Genomic DNA, 20303 nt, shown 5'->3' with positions numbered 1-20303 from the left:
CGTGCGGTCACTCCGCCGCCGGGAAGGCCTGCTCGGTCCAGATGGTCTTGCCGGACTGGGAGTAGCGGGTGCCCCACCTCTGGACCAGTTGCGCCACGATGAACAGGCCGCGCCCGCCCTCGTCGTCCTCGCCGCTGTGACGCAGATGCGGTGACGTGTGGCCCGCGTCGGCGACCTCGCACAAGAGGGTGCGGTCCCGGATGAGGCGCACCTGGATCGGTCCCTCGGCGTATCTGACGGCGTTGGTCACCAGTTCGCTGGCGACCAGCTCGGTCGTGAAGGACAGGTCGTCGAGGCCCCAGTGGTGCAGTTGCCGGGTGGCCAGGTCCCGGACCCGGCCCGCGGCGACCGGTTCGGCGGGCAGTTCCCACTCGGCGACCTGCGACGTGTCGAGTTCGCGGGTGCGGACCAGGAGCAGGGCCGTGTCGTCCGCCGTCGAGCCGCTCGGCACCAACTCCGCGAGGGCGCGGTCGCACAGCTCTTCGAGGGGCGCGTGCCGGTCGCCGAGTACCCGTCCCAGGGTGTCGAGGCCGTGATCGATGTCGTGGTCGCGGGCCTCGACCAGGCCGTCGGTGAAAAGGGCCAGCAGGCTGCCGACCGGGAGTTCGGTCTCCAGGGACTCGAAGGGGAGGCCGCCGAGCCCCAGGGGCGGTCCGGCCGGCAGGTCCGGAAAGGCCACCCGGCCCGCCGGGTCGACGACCGCCGGCGGCAGGTGCCCGGCCCTCGCCATGACACAGCGTCGCGAGACCGGGTCGTAGACCGCGTACAGGCAGGTCGCCCCCGTGGTCACATCCGCGTGGTCGCCGGCCGGCCCGCCCGGCCCGCCCCCCTGCTCCTCCGCCGACTGCGCCACCAGGTCGTCGAGCCGCGACAGCAGCTCGACCGGATCCATGTCCATCTGGGCGAACGCGCGCACGGTCGTACGCAGCCGTCCCATGGTGGCGGCCGCCTGCAGGCCGTGACCGACCACGTCCCCGACCACGAGTCCGACTCGGGATCCGGAGAGCGGGATGACGTCGAACCAGTCACCGCCGACGCCTGTCACGTCGTCCGTCGGCAGGTACCGGTGGGCCAGGTCGACGGCGGACGTCTCGGGCAACTGCTGCGGCAGCAGCTGGCGTTGCAGCGCCAGGGCGGCGATGCGTTCACGGGTGTACCGGCGGGCGTTGTCGACGGAGACCGCCGTGCGGGCGACCAGCTCGTCGGCGAGCGCGACCTCACCACCGTCGAAGGTGGCCGACTCGGCGTCGCGGACGAAGGTGACGAGGCCCAGCAGGCCGTTGCCGGCCCGCAGCGGTACGACGAGGGTCGTGTTGTCGAGCACGAGCCCGCCCGAGGAGAGGCTGCGGTCCTGCGGCGAACCCGAGGGGTACTCCACGGGCGAGCGGGCGGTGCCGGCCTCCCCGGCGCCCGCCCCGTCGGCCGAGCGGCTGGAGACCCGCACCAGAGGCATGGCCGCGGTGCCGCTGGTGGCCGGTACCTCGCCCTCCAGGACCATCCGCGCGAGGTCGACCGTGACCGTGGAGGCGAACGCCGGTACCGACACCTCGGTGATCTTCTCGGCGGTGACCACCACGTCGAGGGCGGTTCCGATCCCGCGGCCCGCCTCTACGAGCAGCGCCAGCCGCCGCTGCGCCCGGTACCGGTCGGAGATGTCGAAGGCGTCCTCGCACACGCCGACGACTCGGCCGTCGGCGTCCTGGAGCCGGTAGTAGGCACAGGACCAGAGGTGCTCCGTGTCCGGATCGCTGGGCGGGCGGCCCTGGAAGTGCAGGTCGAGATAGGGCTCACCGGTCTCCAGCACGTGACGCATCACCGCGTCGAGCGTGGGCGGATGCCCCTTGGTCACGAATCGTCCGTCGGAGTACAGCTCGTCGGCCCGCAGGCCGCGGAACTCGGCGAACGGTCGTCCGATCTCCCGTTCGAAGGCCGTGTTGCACCAGGTCAGGCGGAGATCGGCGTTGTAGATGGCCAGGCCGACGGGGGACTGGGTGGCCAGTCCGTGCAGCAGCGCCAGCCGTGAGTCCCAGAGCCGGAGATCCTTCAGCTCGGTCGCGACGAGGACGCGCACGGCCGTTCCGGCGCCGGGCAGCGGGCACTCGTCGACGGCGACGATCGTCTCCGTGCCGTCCCGGCGCAGGGCGACGCGTACGTCGTTGCCCCGGTACTGGGGCAAAGGAGACGGAGGAGGGGGAGGCGGGGGAGGGGACGGCGTCGGGCCGGGCGGCAGGAACGTGGTCAGGGGACGGCCGACGATCTCCCGCGACCGGTAGCCGAACAGCCGCTCCGCGCCGAGGCTCCATCCGATGACCGTGTTCCGCGCGTCGGTGACCACCGTGGCCGCCCGGGTGACGTCGAGAGGGCCACGAAAGTCAGCACCCTGGTCCGTATTCCATGCGCTCATGGCGCCACACCAGCCCCGTTCGTCCCCTACAGAATCCGCCGTCTCCCCGGCCGGCACAACCGCAGCACCCAGCTCCGGGGAAGGCGTACGGCGTCGGCCCGCAGGTGCACCGCACCGCGGCGTAACCTGGCACCCGTGTACGCGGAACGCGCTTCGCGGCTGGCCGGCGCGGTGGTGTGGACGAACACCCCCGCGGGACCGCGGCCGGGACGGGTGCTGCCGGACGGTTGCATGGACCTGCTCTGGCACGACGGCCGGCTCCTGGTCGCCGGACCCGACACCCGCGCCCACCTCACCGAGGCCTCCCCGGCCCCCTGGGCCGGCGTCCGCTTCCCGCCCGGCACCGCGCCCGCCCTCCTCGGCGTCCCGGCCGTAGAGCTGCGCGACCGGCGCGTCGACCTGACCGACCTCTGGCCCGCCGCCCGGGCCCGGCGCCTGGCCGCCCTGGTGAACGCGGCCGGCGACCCGGCCGAGGGCCTGGAGCGGGCCGCGCTGTCCCGGGCCGCCGAGACGGCACCCCCCGATCCCCTGCTGCGCCGGATCGCGGCCGCCCTCGACGCGGGGCGCCCGGTCGCCGCCACCGCCGACGAACTCGGCATCGGCGCCCGCCTGCTGCACCGGCGCTCCGTGGCGGCCTTCGGCTACGGTCCCAAGACCCTGGCCCGGGTCCTGCGCCTGCAGCGCGCCCTCGCCCTGGCCCGCGCCGGCACCCCGCTCGCCGAGACGGCCGCCCGCACCGGCTTCGCGGACCAGGCCCACCTGACCCGCGACGTACGGGAACTGACGGGCGTCACACCCGGCGAACTACTCGGCTGAGGCGGCGGGCCCCAGCGGCGCGAACAGGTCCACCCCGTGTCCGTCGGGGTCCCCCAGTACGGCGTACCGCTGGCCCCAGTCGGCGTCCCACGGCTTCTTCTCGCCGTGGCAGCCGGCCGCGGTCAGCTCGGCGTAGAGGGTGTCGACCTCGGCGGGGGTTTCGCACAGCAGGGCGAGGGAGTGGCGCCCGCCCCCGGCCGGCGGCTCCCAGCCCGGCATGAAGGAGCGGACGGACTCCTCGGTGTCCAGCAGCAGCCTTACGCCGCCCGGCAGTTCGGCCTCCGCGTGCGGCTGCCCCTCGCAGCCGTCGGGGAACGCGAAACCGAGCCGGCGGTAGAAGGCCACGGAGGCGGACATGTCGGAGACGACGAGGCCGATGGCGTTGAATCGTGCGGTCATGACGTCACCGTAGGCGCGGGGCGCAGCCCGGGTCTTGAAGGAATCGGACACGGCGGGACACGGCCCCGTTGGCTCAGGAAGTCCTCAAGCCGCTTGATCCGGACGGGCCGTGGCGTCGACGATGACCGCATGTTCGGACGCGGCAAGACACCGGAACTCAACGTACTCGTCCTGCGGGACGCCGACGTCGTCGCCCACGGGATCCGCCAGGCCCTGGCCACGGCGACGCCCGAGGAGCGGCCCGGCCTCGAGGCGGCCGTCGCCGTCGCCGAGCGGGCAGCCGCCGCCTCCGATGCGGAACTGCGCGCCCGCTGGGTCCACGAACGCCTCGCCGAGGCCGGCCACGAGGGCCCCGTCGACTCCGTGGGGGCCGTCAAGACCCTGCGCGAGGCGGCCCCCGGCCTCTCCCTGCTCGCCGCCGTGCAGCTCACCAAGGACGCGGCGGCGCACCGGCCCTGAGGGGTGGCCGGTGCGCCGGGCGGGCGCGGTTCAGTCGTCCTGCCGGACCACGCACAGCGCCCAGATGATGAACGCCGACATCGCGATCACCACGATCGACCAGACCGGGTAGTAGGGCAGCGACAGGAAGTTCGCGATGAGGACGAGCGCCGCGATGCCCACGCCGACCACCCGCGCCCACAGCGAGGCGCGGAACAGGCCGAGCGAGACGAGCACCGCGGCGATGCCCAGCGCGAGATGGATCCAGCCCCAGCCGGTGAGGTCGAAGCGGAACACGTACTCGGGCGTCGTGACGAACACGTCGTCCTCGGCGATCGCCATGATGCCCCGGAAGATCCCGAGCAGGCCCGAGATCATCAGCATCACGCCCGCGAAGGCGGTCAGCCCGCCGGCCATCGCCCCCCGGGTCGTGTGCGCGCGTGCGCCGTGGGTCGCGGTCATCGTGCCTCCTCGCGTCCGGCCGGGCCGGAGCCGCTGAGCACCAGCTCCTTGGCCCTGCGGAACTCCTCGTCCGTGATGTCGCCGCGGGCCCGGATCTCGGAGAGCCTGGCCAGCTCGTCCACGCTGCCGCTCCGCCCGCGCCCGCCCCCCGCCGTCTTGCGGATGTAGTCGTCGATCTCCTCCTGCCGCGCCCGCGCGTGGGCGTGCTCACGCCGGCCCATGCCCTTGCCCCGGGCGATCACGTACACGAGGACCCCGACGAACGGCAGGACGATGACGAACACCATCCATCCCGCCTTGGTCCAGCCACCCAGTTCGTCGTCGCGGAAGATGTCGGTCACGATGCGGAAGAGCAGGATGAACCACATGATCCACAGGAAGAACCACAACAGCGACCAGAAGACGCTGAGCAGCGGATAGTCGTACGCCAGAAACACCTGTCCGTCCATGTCCACAGTCTCGGAGCGGCGCGGGCCCCCCGGATCACCCGCCGCGGGTGATCCGGCACGGCAGCCGCCGGCGGTGTGATGGCAGCGTGGACGAACCGGTGAACGAGGGGACGGGCCCCGGCCCGCCCACGGGGCCGGAGCCCCGGCGCAGGCGGGCGACGGCCGTGGCCCTCGCGCGGGCGGCGGGCGTGACGACGGGCCTCTTCCTCGCCTACTACCTGCTGCCCCTGGACGAGCGGCCCACGGCCGCCACCTGGGCGGCGTTCGTGTGCGGCCTCGTCGCGGTCGTCCTGGTCTTCCTGTGGGAGCTGCGGGCCATCCTGCGCTCCCCGCACCCCCGGCTGCGAGCCGCCGAGGCGCTGGCCGCCACGGCCGTGCTCTTCCTGGTGCTGTTCGCGGCGTTCTACTACCTGCTGGAGCGGGCCAGCCCCGGGACGTTCAGCGAGGCCCTGACCAAGACCGACTCGCTGTACTTCACGCTGGCCACGTTCGCCACCGTCGGGTACGGCGACATCGTCGCGCGCTCGCAGACGGGCCGGCTGGTGGTCATGATCCAGATGGCGGGCGGCCTGCTCCTGGTGGGTGTGGCCGCCCGGGTGCTGGTGGGCGCCGTGCAGACCGGTCTGCGGCGGCAGGGCCGGGAGACACCGCCCGACTGACCCGGGCGCCGATCGCAGGAGGGAGGCGGGGCGATGCGCTACGAGATCCGCGTGGACGGCCATCTGTCGACCGCGCTGGCCGGGGCCTTTCCCGAGCTGGAGCACGTGGAGATGGGCGGCCAGACGGTGCTGTACGGAGCCGTCGTGGACGAGGGCGAGCTGTACGGGCTGCTCGACCGCTGCCAGTCCCTCGGCCTGCGGGTGCTGGAGCTGCGCCAGCGCCCGGTGTGACGGTCCGGCTCACAGCAGGTGCAGCTCCCGCGCCCGTCGTACGGCGTCCGAGCGCCGGTTGACGGACAGCTTCCGGTAGGCGTTCTTCAGGTGGGTCTTGACCGTGTTCACCGAGATGAACAGGTCGGCCCCGATCTCCTCGTACGACATCAGCCGCGCGACCCCGCTCAGCACCTCCCGTTCCCGCAGGCTGAGGTCCGGGACGACCGGTGGGGCGGGCGGCGGCGCGGGCGCCGGGTCCAGCAGCGGGCGTATCCACGGGCCGGTGTCGAGCAGCGGGCGCCGCAGCCGCTCGCGGCGCGCCTCGCGCACCGCGTGTTCGACGAGCCGGCGCGCGGTGCCGGTGTCCCCGGCGGCATCGGCGGCCCGCGCCCTGAGCAGCGCGGCCCGCACCCGCACCGCCGGACCGGGGCCGCCCCGCGCGGGGAGCGCGTCGAGCCGTCTGAGCGCGGCCTCGGGGAAGCCCGCGGCGTACTGGACGCCCGCCGCCTCCACCGCGCACATCGCCGGGGACGGCGGCACCCTCCGCAGCAGGGCGCAGGCCGCCCCGCGGTGCCCCTCGGCCTGGTGCGCGGCGGCGGTCAGCACGGTGCGGTGCGCCTCCAGCCACGGTGAGGCGGTCACCCCGGGCACCGGCCGCCGCAGCGCGTCGAGGGCGGCGCGGGGCCGGCCGCGGGCCAGCAGCAGCCGGGCCCGGGTGGTGGCCCCGAAGCCCGCGCACACCGGGTCCCGCACCGCCTGCTCCCCGCCGTCCGCCGCGTCCAGCCACGCCTCGGCGCGTTCGAGTTCGTCGCGTTCCACGGCCACCGCGGCGAGCACCACCAGGGCGATGCCCGATCCGCACCCCGCCGGCAGGCTGAACCGCCGCCGCAGCGCCGTGGCCGCCAGCGCCCTGTTCTCGGCGGCCGAGGGGCGGCCGTCGAGGTAGTCGAGCAGGGCGAGGTGGCCCAGCGCGTCCTCGCGGGCCGGGGCCGTCGCCGCCCGTTCGCCGCCGCCCGCCACGGCCGCGAGACCGGCGCGCGCCTCGTCCAGGTGCCCGGCCCACAGCAGGGTGCAGCCGACGTGCGCCCGCAGCAGCGCCGGCACCTCGGGATGTTCCTCCCGCAGCCCCTGCGGCACCTCGGCCAGCAGCCGCCCGGCGTCCCCGGCCGCGGTGGCCGCGTCCCCGGGCGAACCGGTGAGCCGCGCCGCCAGCGCCCGGAGCAGCGCGCCGCACATGCGGGTGGCGGCCGGGGTGTCCACGGGCAGCGCCCGCTCGGCGTGGCGCAGATGGGCGAGACCGCCCTCGGGGTCGGAGCGGGCCAGCCGGCTCGCCGCGCGGACCAGCTCGGCGGCCGGATCGGTGGCCGTGGCCGGCATCCGCGCGAACAGCGCCGCGAGGTCGGGGGAGCGCAGCCCGGTGAAGAACTGGCCGACGGCGAGGTCCCCGAGCAGGGCCCCGGCGGTGAACTCCCAGTCGTCGGCGGCGGCCCCGTGCCGCAGGGCCTCGGTGAGCCGCCCGTGCCGCCGCAGCCAGCCCGCGGCCCGCCGGTGCAGCTCCGCCTCCAGACCCGGCAGCCGCTCGCGCAGGTGGGCGCGGAGGATCTCCCCGAACAGCGGGTGGAGCCGGTACGAGACGTCCCCCAGGTACTCGACGAACGCGTTCTGGCGCCGCAGCCCGGCCAGTACGGACTCGGCGTCGCGGCGCCCGGTCAGCGCGTCGGCCAGCCCGGGCGGGAAGTCGCCGAGCACGCTGACCCGCAGCAGCAGGCCCCGCGTGCCGGGACTCTGCCGGTCGAGCACCTCCGCCAGCAGGAAGTCCGCGACGGCCGAGTGCCCGGCCTCGAACTCCTTCAGGTACCGCTCCGGGTCCGCGCTGTCCCGGGCCGCCAGCGCGCACAGCCGCAGCCCCGCGGCCCAGCCGCGCGTGTGTTCCACCAGCCCGAGCGTGGCGTGCCGGGGGAGCTCCAGGCCGTGCAGGCCGAGCAGTTCGGCGGCCTCGTCGGGGGTGAAGGCCAGGTCGGCGTTCCTGATCTCGGTCAGCTCACCGGAGGCCCGGTAGCGGTGCAGGGGCAGGCGGGGTTCGTTGCGGGTGACCAGGACGAGGCGCAGCCCGGGGCCGGCGTGCCGCAGCACGAACTCCAGCTGCGCCGAGATCTCGGGGTCGCTCACGCGGTCGTACTCGTCCAGCACCACGGTCACCGGCCGGTCCCGCTCGCACAGCGCGCCGGCCAGCCGCGCGGGGAACAGGGCGTCGGCCCGGTCCCCGCAGGCGGGCGCCCCGACCTCCGGCGGCACGGACTCCCCGGCGCCGTGCAGCGCCTCCAGCACGTACGCCCAGAACGTCCCGCTGCCCTGGTGTCCGGCGTCGTTGGTGAGCCAGGCGACGGGCCGCTCCGCCCGGGCCGCCCAGTCGGCGGCGAGCAGGGTCTTCCCGGCCCCCGCGGCACCGCTCACCAGCGTCAGCGGGGTGTCCAGGCCCGCGTCCAGCCGCCGGGTCAGGCGCCCGCGGCGCAGGAACGTGGGGGGAAGCGCGGGCACCGCCGTGCGGGTGCGCAGGAACGGGGCCGCGCCAAGATCGTGCGCCGGCGCCACCGGCTCGCGACCACTCCGCCTCTCCCAGGCCATGGCCAGCACCACCTTCACCGCTCCGCGAGAAGCGCGTCCGCCTCTCAGCATCGCAGCGTTCCCACGGTGCGGCGCGCCGAGGGAGGAGCCGCGGCGGGCGCTATCCGGCCGGCACGCCGCTCTGCTCCGCCCTGCGGATGCCGGCCGCCACGCGGGAGCCGGACTCCCGGCGGGCGGCCCGGCGCAGCAGGGGCACGGCGAGCAGGAAGCCGAGGACGGCCCAGGCGCTCAGGACGAGGGCGACCATGGGCAGCTCCCAGGAGCCGGCCGCCTCGGCGGCGCGGGCGCTGTCCGGCAGCAGCGCCGAACGCAGGCCCTGCGCCATCCACTTGAGCGGGAAGACGGAGGCCGCCTGCTGGACCGGCACCGGCAGCGAGGTCAGCGGGAAGACCGCACCGGAGGTGAACAGCAGCGCCATCGCGGGCAGCATGATCAACGCCAGTGCCTCGCGCGGGTTGGGCAGCACCGCGCCGATCGCCGCGCCCAGCGGCACGACGGCGAGGAGCCCGAGCATGGTGACCCACAGCAGCGTCACCCAGCCCGCCGGGCCCTGCGGCAGCGGCCCGTCCACCAGCAGCGCGGCGAGCGCCAGGAGGACCGCCAGGGTGGCGACGGTCGTGACGACCACCAGCAGGGACTTGGCCACCAGGTAGGCGTGGATCCCGCCGGGCGTCGCGCGCAGCCGCAGCAGGGCACCCTCCTCCCGCTCCGTCACCAGCATCTGCGGGAGGTTGAGCAGCCCCACCTGGAAGATCAGGTACGCCGCGAAACCGGCGAGCACCAGGTGGGCCATCGGCGTCCGCGTGCCGGGCACGTCGTCGCCGACGAGACCGGCGACGACCAGCGCCACCACCACGTTGCCGAGGTGGCCGGACATCTCCTTGGGGTTGCGCAGCAGGTGCCGCAGTTCGATGCCGCCGCGCAGGAGCCCGGCCCGCCAGGGGGTGCGGACGGCGCGGCGCTGGCCGTCCTGCGCCGGGTGCGTCTCGGTCATGCGGCCCGTTCCTCGCTGTTCGTGTTCCCTTCGGTGCCCGCGGCCGCGTCGTCCGGGCGGTGCACCATGTGCAGGTACGTGTCCTCCAGCGTCGGCCGGCGGACCTCCAGGCCGGCGATCGGGCCGCCGGCGTCGCGGTGCAGCTCCCAGACCAGCCGCGAGGGATCCGCGGTGCGTTCGCGGCGGGGCGTCCCGTCGGCGGCGGTCCACCGGACCTCGGCCCGCGCGGCGGCCCCCCGGGCCAGTTCGGCGGGCGTGCCGTGGGCCCGGATGCGGCCGCCGACCAGCATGGCGATCCGGTCGGCGAGCCGTTCGGCCTCGACCAGGTCGTGCGTGGTCAGCAGGACGGTGACGCCCTCCTCACGGGCGAGCCGCTCGACCAGCAGGTGGAATTCGTGGCGGGCCTCGGGGTCGAAGCCGGTGGTGGGCTCGTCCAGGAACAGCAGCTCGGGGCGGCCGACGATGCCGAGCGCGACGTCCAGCCGTCGGCGCTGGCCGCCGGACAGCCGCTCCACCTGCCGGCCGGCCTGCTCGGTGAGGCCGACCAGGTCCAGCAGCCCGGCCGGGTCGCGCGGGTCGGCGTAGTACGCCGCGAAGTGCGTCAGCAGTTCGGCGACCCGCCAGCGGCGGTGGTCGCGCCAGGACTGGAGGACCAGCCCGATCCGCGCCCGCCAGGCGTCGTCGCCCCGCTCCGGGTCGCTGCCGAGCACGCTGACCTCGCCGCCCGAGCGCCGCCGGAAGCCCTCCAGGATCTCGACGGTGGTGGTCTTGCCCGCGCCGTTGGGCCCGAGCAGGGCGAGGACCTCGCCGCGGTGCACGTCCAGGTCGACGCCGTGCAGGATGCCCACGGCGCCGTAGGCCATGGTCAGGCCGCGGGCGCGGACCACGGGGGCGGACGACGCGGTCATCGGGCCGCCTCCGCCGGACGGGAGTCCCGCCTCTCCGCGCCGTCCCCCTGCGGCCCGGCGCCCTGGACGATGGCCCGGAGGGCCGCCACGTGCCCCTCGAAGGCGGTGCGCCCCCGGTCCGTCAGCCGCACCCGGGTGCGCCGCTTGCGGCCGGCACCCTCCTTCTGGATCTCCAGGTACTCGGCCTCCTCCAGCGTGTGCAGCTGCTTGGAGAGCGCGGAGTCGCTGAGCGAGAGGCTGTCGCGGACGAACGCGAAGTCCGCCCACTCGGTGGCGGCGAGCAGGGCGACCACCGACAGCCTGGTGGCGGGGTGGATCAATTCGTCGAAGCCGCTGGGTACGCTCATCGGCCCGCCTCCGCGCCCGCGCCGCGGCCGCGCAGCGTGCCGGTCGCCCAGCGGTTGGCGGGGCCGACGAACAGCACGAAGACGGCCGCCGCCGCGGTCGCCTGGATCACGCTGCCCGCCAGCGGCTCCAGCGGCCGGGCCAGCCGCCCGGTCAGCACCGTCACCCCGCCGACCAGCACCGCGCCCCCGGCGAAGGTGGCCAGCGAACGCCAGTCGTAGCGGGAGTGGTGCAGCCGCACCCGGCCCCGGTTGGTGTGCGTCACGACCATCCACGCCAGCAGCGCGAGGTACGCGACGGCCGCGAGCGCGACGCCCCACGGGGGCGGCTCCAGGCCCTGGGCGGCGAGGAAGAGCCACATGAGCCCGGCCGTGCCGTACGTCGTGCGGGGCCCGCCGGACGCGGATCGCTCGACCTCGTCGTACACCCGCTCCTGCGGCACCCGGATGCGCTGGAGGTCCCGCCATGCCTGTTCCGCGTTCACCGGTGCGCCCACGGCCACCGCCTCCCCTTCCACGTCCACGCTTTACTTTCCTGCCGGGAAAGTTACTCTTGACTTTCCCGGCGGGCAAGTCGGGAGAGGACGGAGGGAAGAGGCCATGCAGAAGGACCCGCTCATCGTCGAGGACCTGACGCTGCTGATGTTCGACGACGCGTCGGGCGCCATCGCGGGCGCCGGGACGGTGTACTACACCCAGGGCGGCGCCGTGCTCGTCGAGCTGGCCCAGGCCGGGCGGCTGCGCGTCGACCGGCGCGACGTGGGCATGGACGGCGTGCGCGTGCACGCCGTCGCCGGGGCCCCGCTGTCCGACCCGGTGCTCCGCGAGGCCCACCGGAAGGTCTCCGCGCGCACCCGGGGCGTCAACACCCTCCTCATCGAGATCGGCACCGGCCTGCGCGAGACGGTCCTCGACCGGCTCGTCGAGCGCGGGATGGTGCGCCGGGAGCGCAAGAAGGTACTGGGCCTGTTCCCCACGACGTCGCTGTCCGCGGCCGACACCCGGCACAAGCAGGCCGTGCTGGAGCGGGTGCGCGCCGTCCTGGTGGACGAGGAGGAGCCCGACGCGCGCACGGCCGCCCTGATCGGCCTGCTCTCCGCTAGCGGGACCCTGCCGAGCCTGCACCGGGTGATCCCCTGGTCGGGCAAGGTCTACCAGCGGGCCAAGCGGCTGGAGCAGGACAGCTGGGGCGCCGAGGCGGTGAACACGGCCGTACTGCGCACCCTGGCCGCGGTCACGGTGGGCACCGTCACGGCCGCCACGACCAACTGAGGCCGCCCGCCGCCCAGCGGCGCATCACTCCGCGTAGGTGACCACGGTGTCCAGACCCGCCTGGCGCAGCACCCGGTGGACGGCCGGGCGGGCACCCCGGACCGTCAGGCTGACCGGCTCGGGCGCTCTGGTCACCGCCCGCATCAGCGCGTACGCGGACGCCAGGTCGATGTTCTCCAGGCCGCTCATCTCCAGGGTCCAGTCCGTGGGCTCCCGCAGCCGCGGGTCCATGACCAGTTCCTCCAGGACCTGGAGCGCGTGCGAGTCGAGGGTGCCGGCGAAGGCCAGCACCGCGTGGTGCCCGCCCGCCTCGGCGATCCATACGGGCGCGTTCTGAGTGGAGCGATGAGGGTCGAGGGTCACGACGGCCTCCTGCGCAGTGCGGCGTGCGTGGCCTCCATTGTCCCCCAGCCGCGCCGAAGCGGAGGGTCCGGAATAGACACGGCCGCGGTGACGCTGTGCCATGAGCGGTACGGGAGTGCGGCGAAGGGCTGGTGGGCACATGACGGCAGACCGGACGAAACCCGAGGTCAGCACGGTGTACGGGGCCGTGCGGGGCCGGTACGAGAACGGGATCGCCGTCTTCCGCGGCATCCCCTACGCCGCCCCGCCCTTCGGTCCGCTGCGCTTCCGCCCGCCCGCTCCGCCCGAGCCCTGGGACGGCGTGCGCGACGCCGGATCCTTCGACCCCACGGCCCCGAAACCGCCCTACTCCGAGGCCTTCGCCCAGTACCTCTCCGACCCGGCGATCCCCGGCGAGGACTGCCTCAACCTCAACGTCTGGACCCCCGAGCCCGGCCCCGGCGCCCGGCTGCCCGTCCTGGTCTGGCTGCACGGCGGCGCCCTGACCAGGGGATCCTCCGCGGTACCCGTCTACGACGGCGCCACCTTCGCCCGGGACGGCGTGGTCTGCGTCTCGGTCAACTACCGCCTCGGCGTCGAGGGCTACGGCCTCTTCCCGGATGCCCCCGCCAATGCCGGCCTGCGCGACCAGATCGCCGCCCTGGAGTGGGTGCGGGCGTCCATCTCGGCCTTCGGCGGCGACCCCGACCGCGTGACCGTCGCCGGTCAGTCCGCCGGCGCCATCAGCACCGGCGCCCTGCTCGCCGCGCCCCGGGCCCGGGGCCTGTTCCGCCGGGCGGTGCTCCAGAGCGGCGCGCCCGAGGCCGCCGACCGCGACAAGGTGCGGCGCATGGTCCGCCGGATGGCCGCCCGGCTCCGGATCCCCGCCACCGCCGAGTCCTTCGCGGCCGCCGACCGCGCGCAGTTGCTGCGCGCCCAGGCCGAGGTGGGCCGGTTCAGCAGCCCCGTGCTGGGCGGCCCCGCCTTCGGCATCGTCGTCGACGGCGACGTGATGCCCCACGACCCGCTGGACGCGCTCGTCGACGGCGACGCGGCCCGCGACGTCGACCTCATGATGGGCTGGACCCGCGACGAGTACCGCCTCTGGCTGGTCCCCGGCGGCCTCCTCGAACGCGTCGACCGCCTCGGCGCGGTGGCCCTCGCGGGCGCGCGCGCCCGCTGCCACTGCGGCAACGAGGTCGTCCGCGGCTACCGCGCGGCCCGCCCCGACGCCGGTGCCGCCGAGACGGTGGGGCAACTGGTCACCGACCACCTGCTCCGCGTCCCGCTGCACCGCGTGGCCGACGCGCGGCCCGGCTCCTCGTACGTCTACGAGTTCGCCTGGCCGTCCACCCTCCCCGGCCTCGGCGCCTGCCACGCGCTGGAGCTGGGTTTCGTCTTCGACTCGGGCGACTCCCCGGACTCCCGCAAGCTCGCGGGCGAGGGCGCCCCGCAGGCCCTCGCGGACGCCATGCACGGCGCGTGGGTCCGCTTCGCGGAATCCGGCGACCCGGGCTGGCGCGCCTGGGACGCGACACACCCCGTCCAGGTCTTCGGCGAGGGCGAGCCCTACGTGGCGTACGGGCCGCGCGACGCGGAGTTCGACCTGTGGAAGGCGGACGTCACCATGCGAGGAATGCGGACCAGGCGGTTGGTGCGACGGTGAGGTGCGGGTTGGTGTCGTCGGGGGACGTTTTGGAGTCGCGGATGTGGATGGCGGTGGGCTCGGTGGCGACCTCTACGCAGTTGCCGCCTTCGTCGCCGCTGTAGCTCGACTTGAACCACCGAAGTGCGGTGCTGCTCATGGCTCCCCCAGGAGACGGTCCAGCAGATCCCTCGTGTCCTCGGGTGTGAGGGCCTGTGACCGCAGCATCGCACATTTCTGAGTGAGGATCCCCACCTCGTCGGGGTCGGCGATCAGTTGGCTGCCACGCTGGTTCTCCGTGTAGGCAAGCCGCTGGTGATCCGGGGTCTCCAGCAGTACGAACGAGCCGTTCAGGCCCGCGTGGCTTGTGCGGTCCTGAGGAAGGACCTGGAGCATGAGGCCCGGCAACTCCGAGCATCGTCGGAGATGTCGAAGTTGCTCGATCCAGACCTCTCGGCCGCCGATCGGCGCCCGCACGACCGGCTCCCAGACAACGAAGCACGTGATCGGAGGGACCTTGCGGTGCAGGATGCCCTGTCGATCGATACGTGCCGCCGCAAGGCGGGCGATCGTGTCCTCGTCATAGAACGGCACGCGACTGCGGAACACCGCCCACGCGTACGCCTCCGTCTGAAGCAGCCCCGGCAACACCTGGTTCTCGTAGGACGAGATGACGATGGCCTCGCGCTCCCGGTCCAGGAACTCCTCCGCCCACAACGGAACGAGGTCCACCTCGGGCATCTTGCTGAGGGCGATGGACAACGCGCCTTTGGTGTCGAGGAGTTGGTCCAGTTGCTCGGCGAGATCCGGCTTCAGCGGGCGTCGGCCCTGCTCGATCGAGGCGATCTGCTGCTCACCGATGACGAAGCGCTCGCCCAGTGACCTCTGGGTGTGGCCCGCGGCCTGCCGGTAGAGGGCGAGCAGCGCACCCACCATCTTCATCGCGGAGGCGTTCCTCCGTGTCGTCGTCCCCATGAGGTCGAACTCCCCACCCACGCCCGTACGTCCACCGTCGCGCGCCCGTACAGACCGGCCGTACGGCCCTGCGCACTGTCCCAGTGTGACCACGGAGCGTGACCCTCGTCACGTGAACACCGAAACTCACCCCCCGTCCCCACGCGAGCGCTTCTACCGCCGTGAGCGCCGTTCCGTCCCGGCCGCGAGGGCGTTCGCGAGGCAGGCACTCGCGGAGTGGGGTGTGGACGAGAGGGCGGACGACGTGCTGCTGTGCGTGAGTGAACTGGCGACCAACGCGCTGGTGCACGGCGCGCCGCCCGGCCGGGGCTTTCTGCTGCGGCTGGAGCGCTGCGGAGACGGCGTACGTGTAGAGGTCCACGACAGCGGGGACGGCGTGCCGGCGATCCCGCGGTCGGAGGTGCGGGAGCCTGGCGAGGGCGGGCGCGGCCTGCTGCTCGTGTCGGAGCTGGCGGACAAGTGGGGGGTGGGGGAGCGGGATCCCGGCAAGGTGGTGTGGTTCGAGGTGGGGGCAGGGCAGGGCGGGTCAGGCGGCCTGGTCCCAGTCCTCGGCCGGCAGGTCGTTGTGCCCGTCGCCGGGCGGCCGGCCCCTGCCCTTCTCACGCAGACGCAGGATGCCCCAGGCGAGCGCGGCGGCAGGGGTGAGGCACCAGGGGGCGGGCCAGGCGAGGGACCACCATGCGGCGCCCGGCTGGAAGAGCGCTTCGACGCCGGCGGTGACCATGGCGAGACCAAGGCTGCAGCACATCAGCAGACCGGCCCGCTGGACGGCGGTTCTGCGTCTTCCGGGCGCGCTCATGGCGATGGGGTCCTTTGCAGCGGGGGCGGTTGCCGCGGGCTGGGGGACCACGCATGCGGGGCGCGGTAAGTGTGCATGGTGTGAAGGCGGGTTCGCAGCAGTGTTTGGCGCTCAACCATTGCTCTTGGACAACTTTCCAGGCGCGGCAACGGGCAGTGACGGACGCGAAGCCCTTGGCTACCGGGGTGAGTGGGGAGATCGAATCAGGTCTGAACCTGGCCGAAATACGACTACAGCGGACCGCTTCTTGCGGCAAAGAGTCCACTTCGTTCATTTCCAGCCAGGTTCTCCCCGAAATTCGACGACGGAGCCGTGAATTCCGCCCCAGAGATGAGGGGTTGACCCACTTTCGTCCCGATATGTCGATGTGAAGCGGCGGGGCTCATTGCGGCCGGAATGGATATGCGTTTCGGGGAGAGAGTCGGCTGGCTCCCAGGACTGCCTGCCCTACTCGCTGCCAAGGGGTTGGAGCCGGTCGCGCGGGGGCACCGGGGAGGACGGTCGGGATCGCGCCGCGCCTCGTAGGATCAACGCATGGTGGCCTTTGTACCGTCGTTCATCTGCTTCATCTTGTTCTGTGCCGGCCTGGTCAGAGATCGCCGCCGAGTGAGCAACGCGGTCCTGCTGGGCCTGTCCGCCGTCTTCGCCGTGCTCGCGCTCCTCTGGCATGTGGCCTCCGAGCGGCCCCAGTTGGGCCGCGACCTGGCCGTCGCGCTGCTGACCCTGGCGGGCGTGGGGGTCGTCACGCTGGCGTGGTTCCTCATCGCCAACGGGGTCAGCATGGTCCGCAAGGAGGGCAGGAGCCTGGCGAACCTGCTCTCCCTGGGGGCCGGCACAGCCCTGGTCGCCCTGCTCGCGTTGCTGATCACGGCGCTGGTGCTGCACACGCACACGCTCGTGGTCGTCGCGGCGACGGCGGTGGCGCTCGCCGGATACGTCGCCTTCCTGTTCCTCTGTTTCCTCGTCTACGGAAGTCTGTACGGGCGTCTGCGCATCCGGCGCCGGGCGGACTACGTGGTGGTCCTGGGCTCGGGCCTGACCGGCGGCACGACCGTGCCCCCGCTGCTGGCCGGCCGCCTCGACCGGGCCCGGAAGGAACACGCACGGCTGTCCCGGAGGGGCCGGCGCCCGGTCCTGATCACCTCGGGAGGCCAAGGTCCCGACGAGAAGCTGCCCGAGTCCCACGCGATGGCGGACTACCTGGTCAACCAGGGTTTCCCCGCCGACCTGATCGAACGCGAGGACCGCTCGACGACCACGGACGAGAATCTGACGTTCAGCAAAGCCCTGATGGAGCGGGGGAATCCGGACTACCGGTGCGTGATCGTCACGAACAACTACCACGTCTTCCGCGCGGCGATCACCGCCCGCCGCACGGGCGTCCGGGGCCACGTGATCGGCGCCCCGACCGCCGCGTACTTCTGGCCGAGCGCCATGATCCGCGAGTTCGTGGCCCTCCTCGTCGCCTACCGCCGCACCAACGCCGCACTCTTCCTGCTCGTCCTGCTGAGCGGCCTGTTCATCTGGTGGCTGGGGTGGCCGTCGCCGGGGGCCGTCACGTAGGAGTCGAGGCCGAGATACAGCACCCTCGGCCCAGCGCCGCTGTCGGACGTCACCTCATCGGCCACGCGCTGTGCCGCGGGCAGAGCACGGGCTCATGGTGCGGGCTGCTCTTCGAGCCCACCGAGCCGGAGGAGTTCCCGGAGATCGCCAAGCTTCGCCGGCGACAGTGTTCCCGCCCGTTCGACCAGGTCTTTCCGGTGCAGGGTGACCAGCCACGTGCAGGGGATGAGCCCGGGGCGGGGGAGCGCGACCCGCAGCACGCCTTCCACGGGCAATCCCTCAGGGGCACCTACTGCCAGCTCGGCGGCGACTCCGCCGAGTTCGACGCCGGCGGGAGCGACGACCTGCATCGCCCGGAACTCCGGCCCTTCTCGCGAGAGCAGTACGACGGGCCGCCGCCCGTCGACCTCCGCCCACCAGACTTCGCCACGCTGCACAGGTCCTCCTGTCATAGAGCGGTGGATGGGCTCTGCGAGGCATCCCCGTTCGACGGCCTCGGCGCACCCACTGTGCCTTGGCCTGATGCCCACCAGGTCATCACCCGGTAGGCCATCGCTTGCGGCTCTGATGGATGAGGGGAGAGTCCGAAGTGATCCTCCAGCTCATGCCGCAGGAACTCGCCGATCTCCACCTGGGCTGCGCCGCCCCGGAGGCGCTGAAGGAGAGGAGCGAGCATGCAGTCGTACTCGTCCTGAACTGCATCGGCGACGCCGATCGGATCCCACTCATTGAGCAGATGCCGCAGGCCGTTCTCGGTGACGTCGGTCTCAGGTCGCATCGCTCCAGGGTGTCACCCCGCAACATTGCGGTGCCGCCTGAATCGAGGTGGGTCGGTGAGAACGGCGCATCACTACAGTCAGGAGCCGCGCAGCGTCCCTGTTATCGTGCGCCGATGCCGACCATCAGACAGATCCAAGTGACCTTCGACTGCGCGGAACCCGCGCGTCTCGCCGCCTTCTGGTGCGAGGTGCTGGGGTACGTCGTGCCGCCGGTCCCGGAGGGCTTCGCCACGTGGGAGGAATACCACCAGTCGCTGCCGCCCGAGGAGGAGCTCTACTTCGCGATCACCGACCCCTCGGGTGTGGGTCCCCGCCTGCTCTTCCAGCGAGTCCCCGAAGGCAAGGTCGTCAAGAACCGGGTGCATCTCGATGTGCGGGCCGGCACAGGGCTCGTGGGTGACGAGCGCCTGGCCACGCTGGAGGCCGAATGCGCACGGTTGATGGCGCTCGGCGCGACACACGTGCTGACCCAGCGCGCCGACGGCGTCAACGAGTCGTGCATCACGATGCAGGACATCGAGGGCAACGAGTTCTGCCTCGACTGATTCTTCTCCGCGGCCACGCGCTACGCGCATCGCGGTGTTCCTGCTTTTCCTGGTCGCTCTCGCGGCGTTCGTCACCCTCTGGTGGCGCGAACGCAGAAGTGCCTCTCGCTGACGGGACGTTCCGCGGGGAGGGTTGAACGGGCGCGGCCCCGGCGACGCGCGCACCGCCCCCGCCCGGTGGACCGGGCGGGGGCGGTGTTCAGGGCCGGTGGCGGAGCCGCCGGGCCGGGGCGAGGGAGCAGAGGACTCAGATGATGCTCACGCCGTAGGCGGCGAGTGCCTCGGTGACCGGCTGGAAGAACGTCGTGCCGCCGGAGGAGCAGTTGCCGCTGCCGCCCGAGGTCAGGCCGAGCGCGGTGCTGCCGGAGAACAGGGCGCCGCCGCTGTCGCCGGGCTCGGCGCAGACGTTGGTCTGGATCAGGCCCGAGACGATGCCGTCGGCACCGTAGTTGACGGTGGCGTTGAGGCCGGTGACGCTGCCGCCGTGCAGGCCGGTCGTGCTGCCGCTGCGCTGGACCGACTGGCCCACCGAGGCGTTTCCGGCGCCGGTGATCTCCTGGTAGGAGCCGTTGTAGAGGTAGACACGGCCGTCGGCGGCGGCACCGTTGGAGTGCCGGATGATGCCGTAGTCGTTGCCCGGGAAGCTGGACCCGGCCGTGGTGCCGATGGACCAGGAGCTGCCGATGTTGGTGCAGTGACCGGCGGTCAGCGCGAACTTGGTGCCGGCGCCGTCCTGCACGTTGAAGCCGAGGGAGCAGCGGGCTCCGCCTGTGGTGATGGCCTCGCCGCCGGCGATGAGCTTCGAGAACGTGCCGGGCGTGTGCTTGACCACGAGCGCGTCGGCGTTCTCGCCGGCCTCACTCCTGATCTTGGCTATCTCGGCCTTGCTGACCGTGCTGTCGACCGTGACGACGACCTTGCCCGACTTGGCGTCGGTGTACCACGCGGTGCCGCCGACGTCGGCGGTGCGCACGGCGGCGGTCGTCTGGTTGAGCTCGGCGGCGCTGAACGTCTCCGGGGCCGGCTGCGCCGACGCGGTGGCGGCGGGGACCGCCAGGGCCGCCGCGGCGGCGAGGCCGGTGGCCATGGCGACCAGTCGTGCGCGTCTCGGAAGGCTGTGGGGGTGGGAGAGTCGCACTGTGAATCCTCCAGGTTGTGGGGAACCGGGGAGAAGGCGCTGGGTGGGCGCCTCATGACACACCATCAGGACACACCGCGATCACTGGCGTGGCCCTGACAAGCGCTTGCACCCCATGCTGTAGAGAGCGACGCGTCTGCGCAAGACCCCCGGACGGGACCGGCCCGCGGCAGGAGTGCGGCGAGACGAGATTCCGTGGGCGTGTCCCCCGTGGATCGGGGGCATGCGCAGGACAAGGCAGCCAACCGTCCGGGTCAAGGGGTGGCTGTGCCGAATCCACGTGCGGAGGTGCCGCGATGACGCATGCCCTGGTGTTGAAGACGTTCCCCGCGGGCTCGCCCCGCGGCTCCTGGCCGGCCGAGGAATTCGCCTCGCACCTGCGGGCGCAGGGCCAGACGGCCGAGGTCGTCATGGACCTCGCCGCCGACGCCTTCCTCGTCGTCGCCCCCACCTCCACGGCCCGCTCGGACACGCGCGGGGACGAGGCGGAACCCCTGCGCTCCGCGGCCTGACAGGCCCCCGGCGGCACCGGTC

Annotated in this window: 25 protein-coding genes and 1 pseudogene; 10 read left to right on the top strand and 16 right to left on the bottom strand. The window is 73.3% G+C overall.

Features of this window, described 5'->3' with window-relative positions; translation table 11 throughout:
• Positions 1 to 7: 7 nt before the first annotated feature.
• Positions 8 to 2404, bottom strand: a complete 2397-nt coding sequence (locus IE108_RS16215) for a SpoIIE family protein phosphatase (protein WP_064730407.1) — start codon at positions 2402 to 2404, stop codon at positions 8 to 10.
• A gap of 135 nt (positions 2405 to 2539) precedes the next feature.
• On the opposite strand from IE108_RS16215, the gene IE108_RS16210 reads away from it, so the two are divergent.
• Positions 2540 to 3220 carry a helix-turn-helix transcriptional regulator gene (locus tag IE108_RS16210; RefSeq protein WP_064730408.1) on the top strand — a complete coding sequence of 227 codons (681 nt, stop codon included), beginning with the start codon at positions 2540 to 2542 and terminating at the stop codon, positions 3218 to 3220.
• Here the strand turns inward: IE108_RS16210 and IE108_RS16205 are convergent.
• Positions 3209 to 3619, bottom strand: a complete 411-nt coding sequence (locus tag IE108_RS16205) for a VOC family protein (protein WP_079163856.1) — start codon at positions 3617 to 3619, stop codon at positions 3209 to 3211. The two genes, IE108_RS16210 and IE108_RS16205, sit on opposite strands and share 12 nt — an antisense overlap.
• Positions 3620 to 3748: 129 nt before the next feature.
• On the opposite strand from IE108_RS16205, the gene IE108_RS16200 reads away from it, so the two are divergent.
• Positions 3749 to 4078 carry a hypothetical protein gene (locus IE108_RS16200; protein ID WP_064732022.1) on the top strand — a complete coding sequence of 110 codons (330 nt, stop codon included), beginning with the start codon at positions 3749 to 3751 and terminating at the stop codon, positions 4076 to 4078.
• A gap of 30 nt (positions 4079 to 4108) precedes the next feature.
• Here IE108_RS16200 and IE108_RS16195 read toward each other — a convergent pair whose 3' ends face one another.
• Together IE108_RS16195 and IE108_RS16190 are read right to left on the bottom strand one after the other, a co-directional pair.
• Positions 4109 to 4519 (bottom strand): DUF7144 family membrane protein, encoded by a 411-nt coding sequence (locus tag IE108_RS16195; protein ID WP_064730410.1) that lies wholly within the window; start codon positions 4517 to 4519, stop codon positions 4109 to 4111.
• Positions 4516 to 4968, bottom strand: a complete 453-nt coding sequence (locus tag IE108_RS16190; RefSeq protein WP_064730411.1) for an SHOCT domain-containing protein — start codon at positions 4966 to 4968, stop codon at positions 4516 to 4518. Before IE108_RS16190 ends, IE108_RS16195 begins: the two co-directional genes overlap by 4 nt.
• Before the next feature lie 86 nt (positions 4969 to 5054).
• Between IE108_RS16190 and IE108_RS16185 the strand changes: the two genes are divergently transcribed.
• Both IE108_RS16185 and IE108_RS16180 read left to right on the top strand, forming a co-directional pair.
• Positions 5055 to 5627, top strand: a complete 573-nt coding sequence (locus tag IE108_RS16185) for a potassium channel family protein (protein WP_107420310.1) — start codon at positions 5055 to 5057, stop codon at positions 5625 to 5627.
• A gap of 33 nt (positions 5628 to 5660) precedes the next feature.
• Positions 5661 to 5858: a DUF8691 family protein gene (locus IE108_RS16180; protein WP_064730412.1), complete on the top strand. Its 198-nt coding sequence runs from the start codon at positions 5661 to 5663 to the stop codon at positions 5856 to 5858.
• 9 nt (positions 5859 to 5867) lie between these two features.
• Here the strand turns inward: IE108_RS16180 and IE108_RS16175 are convergent, their stop codons facing one another.
• From IE108_RS16175 to IE108_RS16155, 5 genes are all read right to left on the bottom strand, one after another.
• Positions 5868 to 8465 carry a winged helix-turn-helix domain-containing protein gene (locus tag IE108_RS16175; protein ID WP_064732024.1) on the bottom strand — a complete coding sequence of 866 codons (2598 nt, stop codon included), beginning with the start codon at positions 8463 to 8465 and terminating at the stop codon, positions 5868 to 5870.
• Positions 8466 to 8565: 100 nt separating this feature from the next.
• Positions 8566 to 9459 carry an ABC transporter permease gene (locus IE108_RS16170; RefSeq protein WP_064730413.1) on the bottom strand — a complete coding sequence of 298 codons (894 nt, stop codon included), beginning with the start codon at positions 9457 to 9459 and terminating at the stop codon, positions 8566 to 8568.
• Entirely contained in the window at positions 9456 to 10367 is a 912-nt protein-coding gene (locus IE108_RS16165; RefSeq protein WP_064730414.1) for an ABC transporter ATP-binding protein, read from the bottom strand. Before IE108_RS16165 ends, IE108_RS16170 begins: the two co-directional genes overlap by 4 nt.
• Positions 10364 to 10714, bottom strand: coding sequence for a transcriptional regulator (locus IE108_RS16160; RefSeq protein ID WP_064730415.1), 351 nt, complete (start codon positions 10712 to 10714; stop codon positions 10364 to 10366). Before IE108_RS16160 ends, IE108_RS16165 begins: the two co-directional genes overlap by 4 nt.
• Positions 10711 to 11235: a hypothetical protein gene (locus IE108_RS16155; protein ID WP_229851869.1), complete on the bottom strand. Its 525-nt coding sequence runs from the start codon at positions 11233 to 11235 to the stop codon at positions 10711 to 10713. The genes IE108_RS16160 and IE108_RS16155 overlap by 4 nt, the downstream gene beginning before the upstream one ends.
• 76 nt (positions 11236 to 11311) lie before the next feature.
• On the opposite strand from IE108_RS16155, the gene IE108_RS16150 reads away from it, so the two are divergent.
• Positions 11312 to 11983 carry a GOLPH3/VPS74 family protein gene (locus IE108_RS16150; RefSeq protein WP_064730416.1) on the top strand — a complete coding sequence of 224 codons (672 nt, stop codon included), beginning with the start codon at positions 11312 to 11314 and terminating at the stop codon, positions 11981 to 11983.
• Positions 11984 to 12007: 24 nt separating this feature from the next.
• On the opposite strand, the gene IE108_RS16145 is transcribed toward IE108_RS16150, so the two are convergent.
• A complete protein-coding gene (locus IE108_RS16145; protein ID WP_064730417.1) occupies positions 12008 to 12346 on the bottom strand; it encodes an STAS domain-containing protein in 339 nt (112 codons plus the stop codon).
• Positions 12347 to 12485: 139 nt separating this feature from the next.
• Between IE108_RS16145 and IE108_RS16140 the strand changes: the two genes are divergently transcribed.
• On the top strand, positions 12486 to 13991 hold the full coding sequence (locus tag IE108_RS16140) for a carboxylesterase/lipase family protein (RefSeq protein WP_064730418.1): 1506 nt from the start codon (positions 12486 to 12488) through the stop codon (positions 13989 to 13991).
• Here the strand turns inward: IE108_RS16140 and IE108_RS16135 are convergent.
• Together IE108_RS16135 and IE108_RS16130 are read right to left on the bottom strand one after the other, a co-directional pair.
• Positions 13948 to 14130, bottom strand: a complete 183-nt coding sequence (locus tag IE108_RS16135; protein ID WP_079163703.1) for a DUF397 domain-containing protein — start codon at positions 14128 to 14130, stop codon at positions 13948 to 13950. The genes IE108_RS16140 and IE108_RS16135 overlap by 44 nt on opposite strands.
• Positions 14127 to 14945, bottom strand: a complete 819-nt coding sequence (locus IE108_RS16130; RefSeq protein ID WP_064732026.1) for a helix-turn-helix domain-containing protein — start codon at positions 14943 to 14945, stop codon at positions 14127 to 14129. The genes IE108_RS16135 and IE108_RS16130 overlap by 4 nt, the downstream gene beginning before the upstream one ends.
• Before the next feature lie 112 nt (positions 14946 to 15057).
• Here IE108_RS16130 and IE108_RS16125 point away from each other — a divergent pair.
• A pseudogene (locus tag IE108_RS16125) lies at positions 15058 to 15456 on the top strand (ATP-binding protein); the annotation flags it as partial.
• A gap of 15 nt (positions 15457 to 15471) precedes the next feature.
• Here IE108_RS16125 and IE108_RS16120 read toward each other — a convergent pair.
• Entirely contained in the window at positions 15472 to 15744 is a 273-nt protein-coding gene (locus IE108_RS16120) for a hypothetical protein (RefSeq protein WP_064730419.1), read from the bottom strand.
• Positions 15745 to 16278: 534 nt separating this feature from the next.
• On the opposite strand from IE108_RS16120, the gene IE108_RS16115 reads away from it, so the two are divergent.
• Positions 16279 to 17307 (top strand): YdcF family protein, encoded by a 1029-nt coding sequence (locus IE108_RS16115; RefSeq protein ID WP_064730420.1) that lies wholly within the window; start codon positions 16279 to 16281, stop codon positions 17305 to 17307.
• A 92-nt stretch (positions 17308 to 17399) separates the two neighbouring features.
• On the opposite strand, the gene IE108_RS16110 is transcribed toward IE108_RS16115, so the two are convergent.
• Positions 17400 to 17744 (bottom strand): putative type II toxin-antitoxin system PemK/MazF family toxin, encoded by a 345-nt coding sequence (locus IE108_RS16110; protein WP_079163704.1) that lies wholly within the window; start codon positions 17742 to 17744, stop codon positions 17400 to 17402.
• An 11-nt stretch (positions 17745 to 17755) separates the two neighbouring features.
• Positions 17756 to 18085 (bottom strand): hypothetical protein, encoded by a 330-nt coding sequence (locus IE108_RS16105; RefSeq protein WP_079163705.1) that lies wholly within the window; start codon positions 18083 to 18085, stop codon positions 17756 to 17758.
• Between the two features lie 114 nt (positions 18086 to 18199).
• On the opposite strand from IE108_RS16105, the gene IE108_RS16100 reads away from it, so the two are divergent.
• Complete coding sequence (locus IE108_RS16100; RefSeq protein WP_064730422.1) at positions 18200 to 18631, top strand: VOC family protein; 432 nt, start codon at positions 18200 to 18202, stop codon at positions 18629 to 18631.
• A gap of 247 nt (positions 18632 to 18878) precedes the next feature.
• On the opposite strand, the gene IE108_RS16095 is transcribed toward IE108_RS16100, so the two are convergent.
• Complete coding sequence (locus IE108_RS16095) at positions 18879 to 19769, bottom strand: S1 family peptidase (protein ID WP_079163706.1); 891 nt, start codon at positions 19767 to 19769, stop codon at positions 18879 to 18881.
• A 296-nt stretch (positions 19770 to 20065) separates the two neighbouring features.
• On the opposite strand from IE108_RS16095, the gene IE108_RS16090 reads away from it, so the two are divergent.
• Positions 20066 to 20281, top strand: a complete 216-nt coding sequence (locus IE108_RS16090) for a DUF8839 family protein (RefSeq protein ID WP_064730424.1) — start codon at positions 20066 to 20068, stop codon at positions 20279 to 20281.
• Positions 20282 to 20303 lie beyond the last annotated feature (22 nt).

This window comes from Streptomyces parvulus (assembly GCF_014648855.1).
GTDB lineage: Bacteria > Actinomycetota > Actinomycetes > Streptomycetales > Streptomycetaceae > Streptomyces > Streptomyces parvulus.
Note: the sequence above shows the minus strand (reverse complement) of the source record. Positions and strands in the feature narration are given on the sequence as shown.

Excerpts from the sequence above, each read along its gene's own strand:
- IE108_RS16215 (WP_064730407.1), bottom strand. The coding sequence starts at position 2,404 with ATGAGCGCATGGAATACGGACCAGGGTGCTGACTTTCGTGGCCCTCTC.
- IE108_RS16205 (WP_079163856.1), bottom strand. The coding sequence starts at position 3,619 with ATGACCGCACGATTCAACGCCATCGGCCTCGTCGTCTCCGACATGTCC.
- IE108_RS16200 (WP_064732022.1), top strand. The coding sequence starts at position 3,749 with ATGTTCGGACGCGGCAAGACACCGGAACTCAACGTACTCGTCCTGCGG.
- IE108_RS16195 (WP_064730410.1), bottom strand. The coding sequence starts at position 4,519 with ATGACCGCGACCCACGGCGCACGCGCGCACACGACCCGGGGGGCGATG.
- IE108_RS16190 (WP_064730411.1), bottom strand. The coding sequence starts at position 4,968 with ATGGACGGACAGGTGTTTCTGGCGTACGACTATCCGCTGCTCAGCGTC.
- IE108_RS16180 (WP_064730412.1), top strand. The coding sequence starts at position 5,661 with ATGCGCTACGAGATCCGCGTGGACGGCCATCTGTCGACCGCGCTGGCC.
- IE108_RS16175 (WP_064732024.1), bottom strand. The coding sequence starts at position 8,465 with ATGGCCTGGGAGAGGCGGAGTGGTCGCGAGCCGGTGGCGCCGGCGCAC.
- IE108_RS16170 (WP_064730413.1), bottom strand. The coding sequence starts at position 9,459 with ATGACCGAGACGCACCCGGCGCAGGACGGCCAGCGCCGCGCCGTCCGC.
- IE108_RS16165 (WP_064730414.1), bottom strand. The coding sequence starts at position 10,367 with ATGACCGCGTCGTCCGCCCCCGTGGTCCGCGCCCGCGGCCTGACCATG.
- IE108_RS16160 (WP_064730415.1), bottom strand. The coding sequence starts at position 10,714 with ATGAGCGTACCCAGCGGCTTCGACGAATTGATCCACCCCGCCACCAGG.
- IE108_RS16150 (WP_064730416.1), top strand. The coding sequence starts at position 11,312 with ATGCAGAAGGACCCGCTCATCGTCGAGGACCTGACGCTGCTGATGTTC.
- IE108_RS16140 (WP_064730418.1), top strand. The coding sequence starts at position 12,486 with ATGACGGCAGACCGGACGAAACCCGAGGTCAGCACGGTGTACGGGGCC.
- IE108_RS16135 (WP_079163703.1), bottom strand. The coding sequence starts at position 14,130 with ATGAGCAGCACCGCACTTCGGTGGTTCAAGTCGAGCTACAGCGGCGAC.
- IE108_RS16130 (WP_064732026.1), bottom strand. The coding sequence starts at position 14,945 with ATGGGGACGACGACACGGAGGAACGCCTCCGCGATGAAGATGGTGGGT.
- IE108_RS16120 (WP_064730419.1), bottom strand. The coding sequence starts at position 15,744 with ATGAGCGCGCCCGGAAGACGCAGAACCGCCGTCCAGCGGGCCGGTCTG.
- IE108_RS16115 (WP_064730420.1), top strand. The coding sequence starts at position 16,279 with ATGGTGGCCTTTGTACCGTCGTTCATCTGCTTCATCTTGTTCTGTGCC.
- IE108_RS16105 (WP_079163705.1), bottom strand. The coding sequence starts at position 18,085 with ATGCGACCTGAGACCGACGTCACCGAGAACGGCCTGCGGCATCTGCTC.
- IE108_RS16100 (WP_064730422.1), top strand. The coding sequence starts at position 18,200 with ATGCCGACCATCAGACAGATCCAAGTGACCTTCGACTGCGCGGAACCC.
- IE108_RS16090 (WP_064730424.1), top strand. The coding sequence starts at position 20,066 with ATGACGCATGCCCTGGTGTTGAAGACGTTCCCCGCGGGCTCGCCCCGC.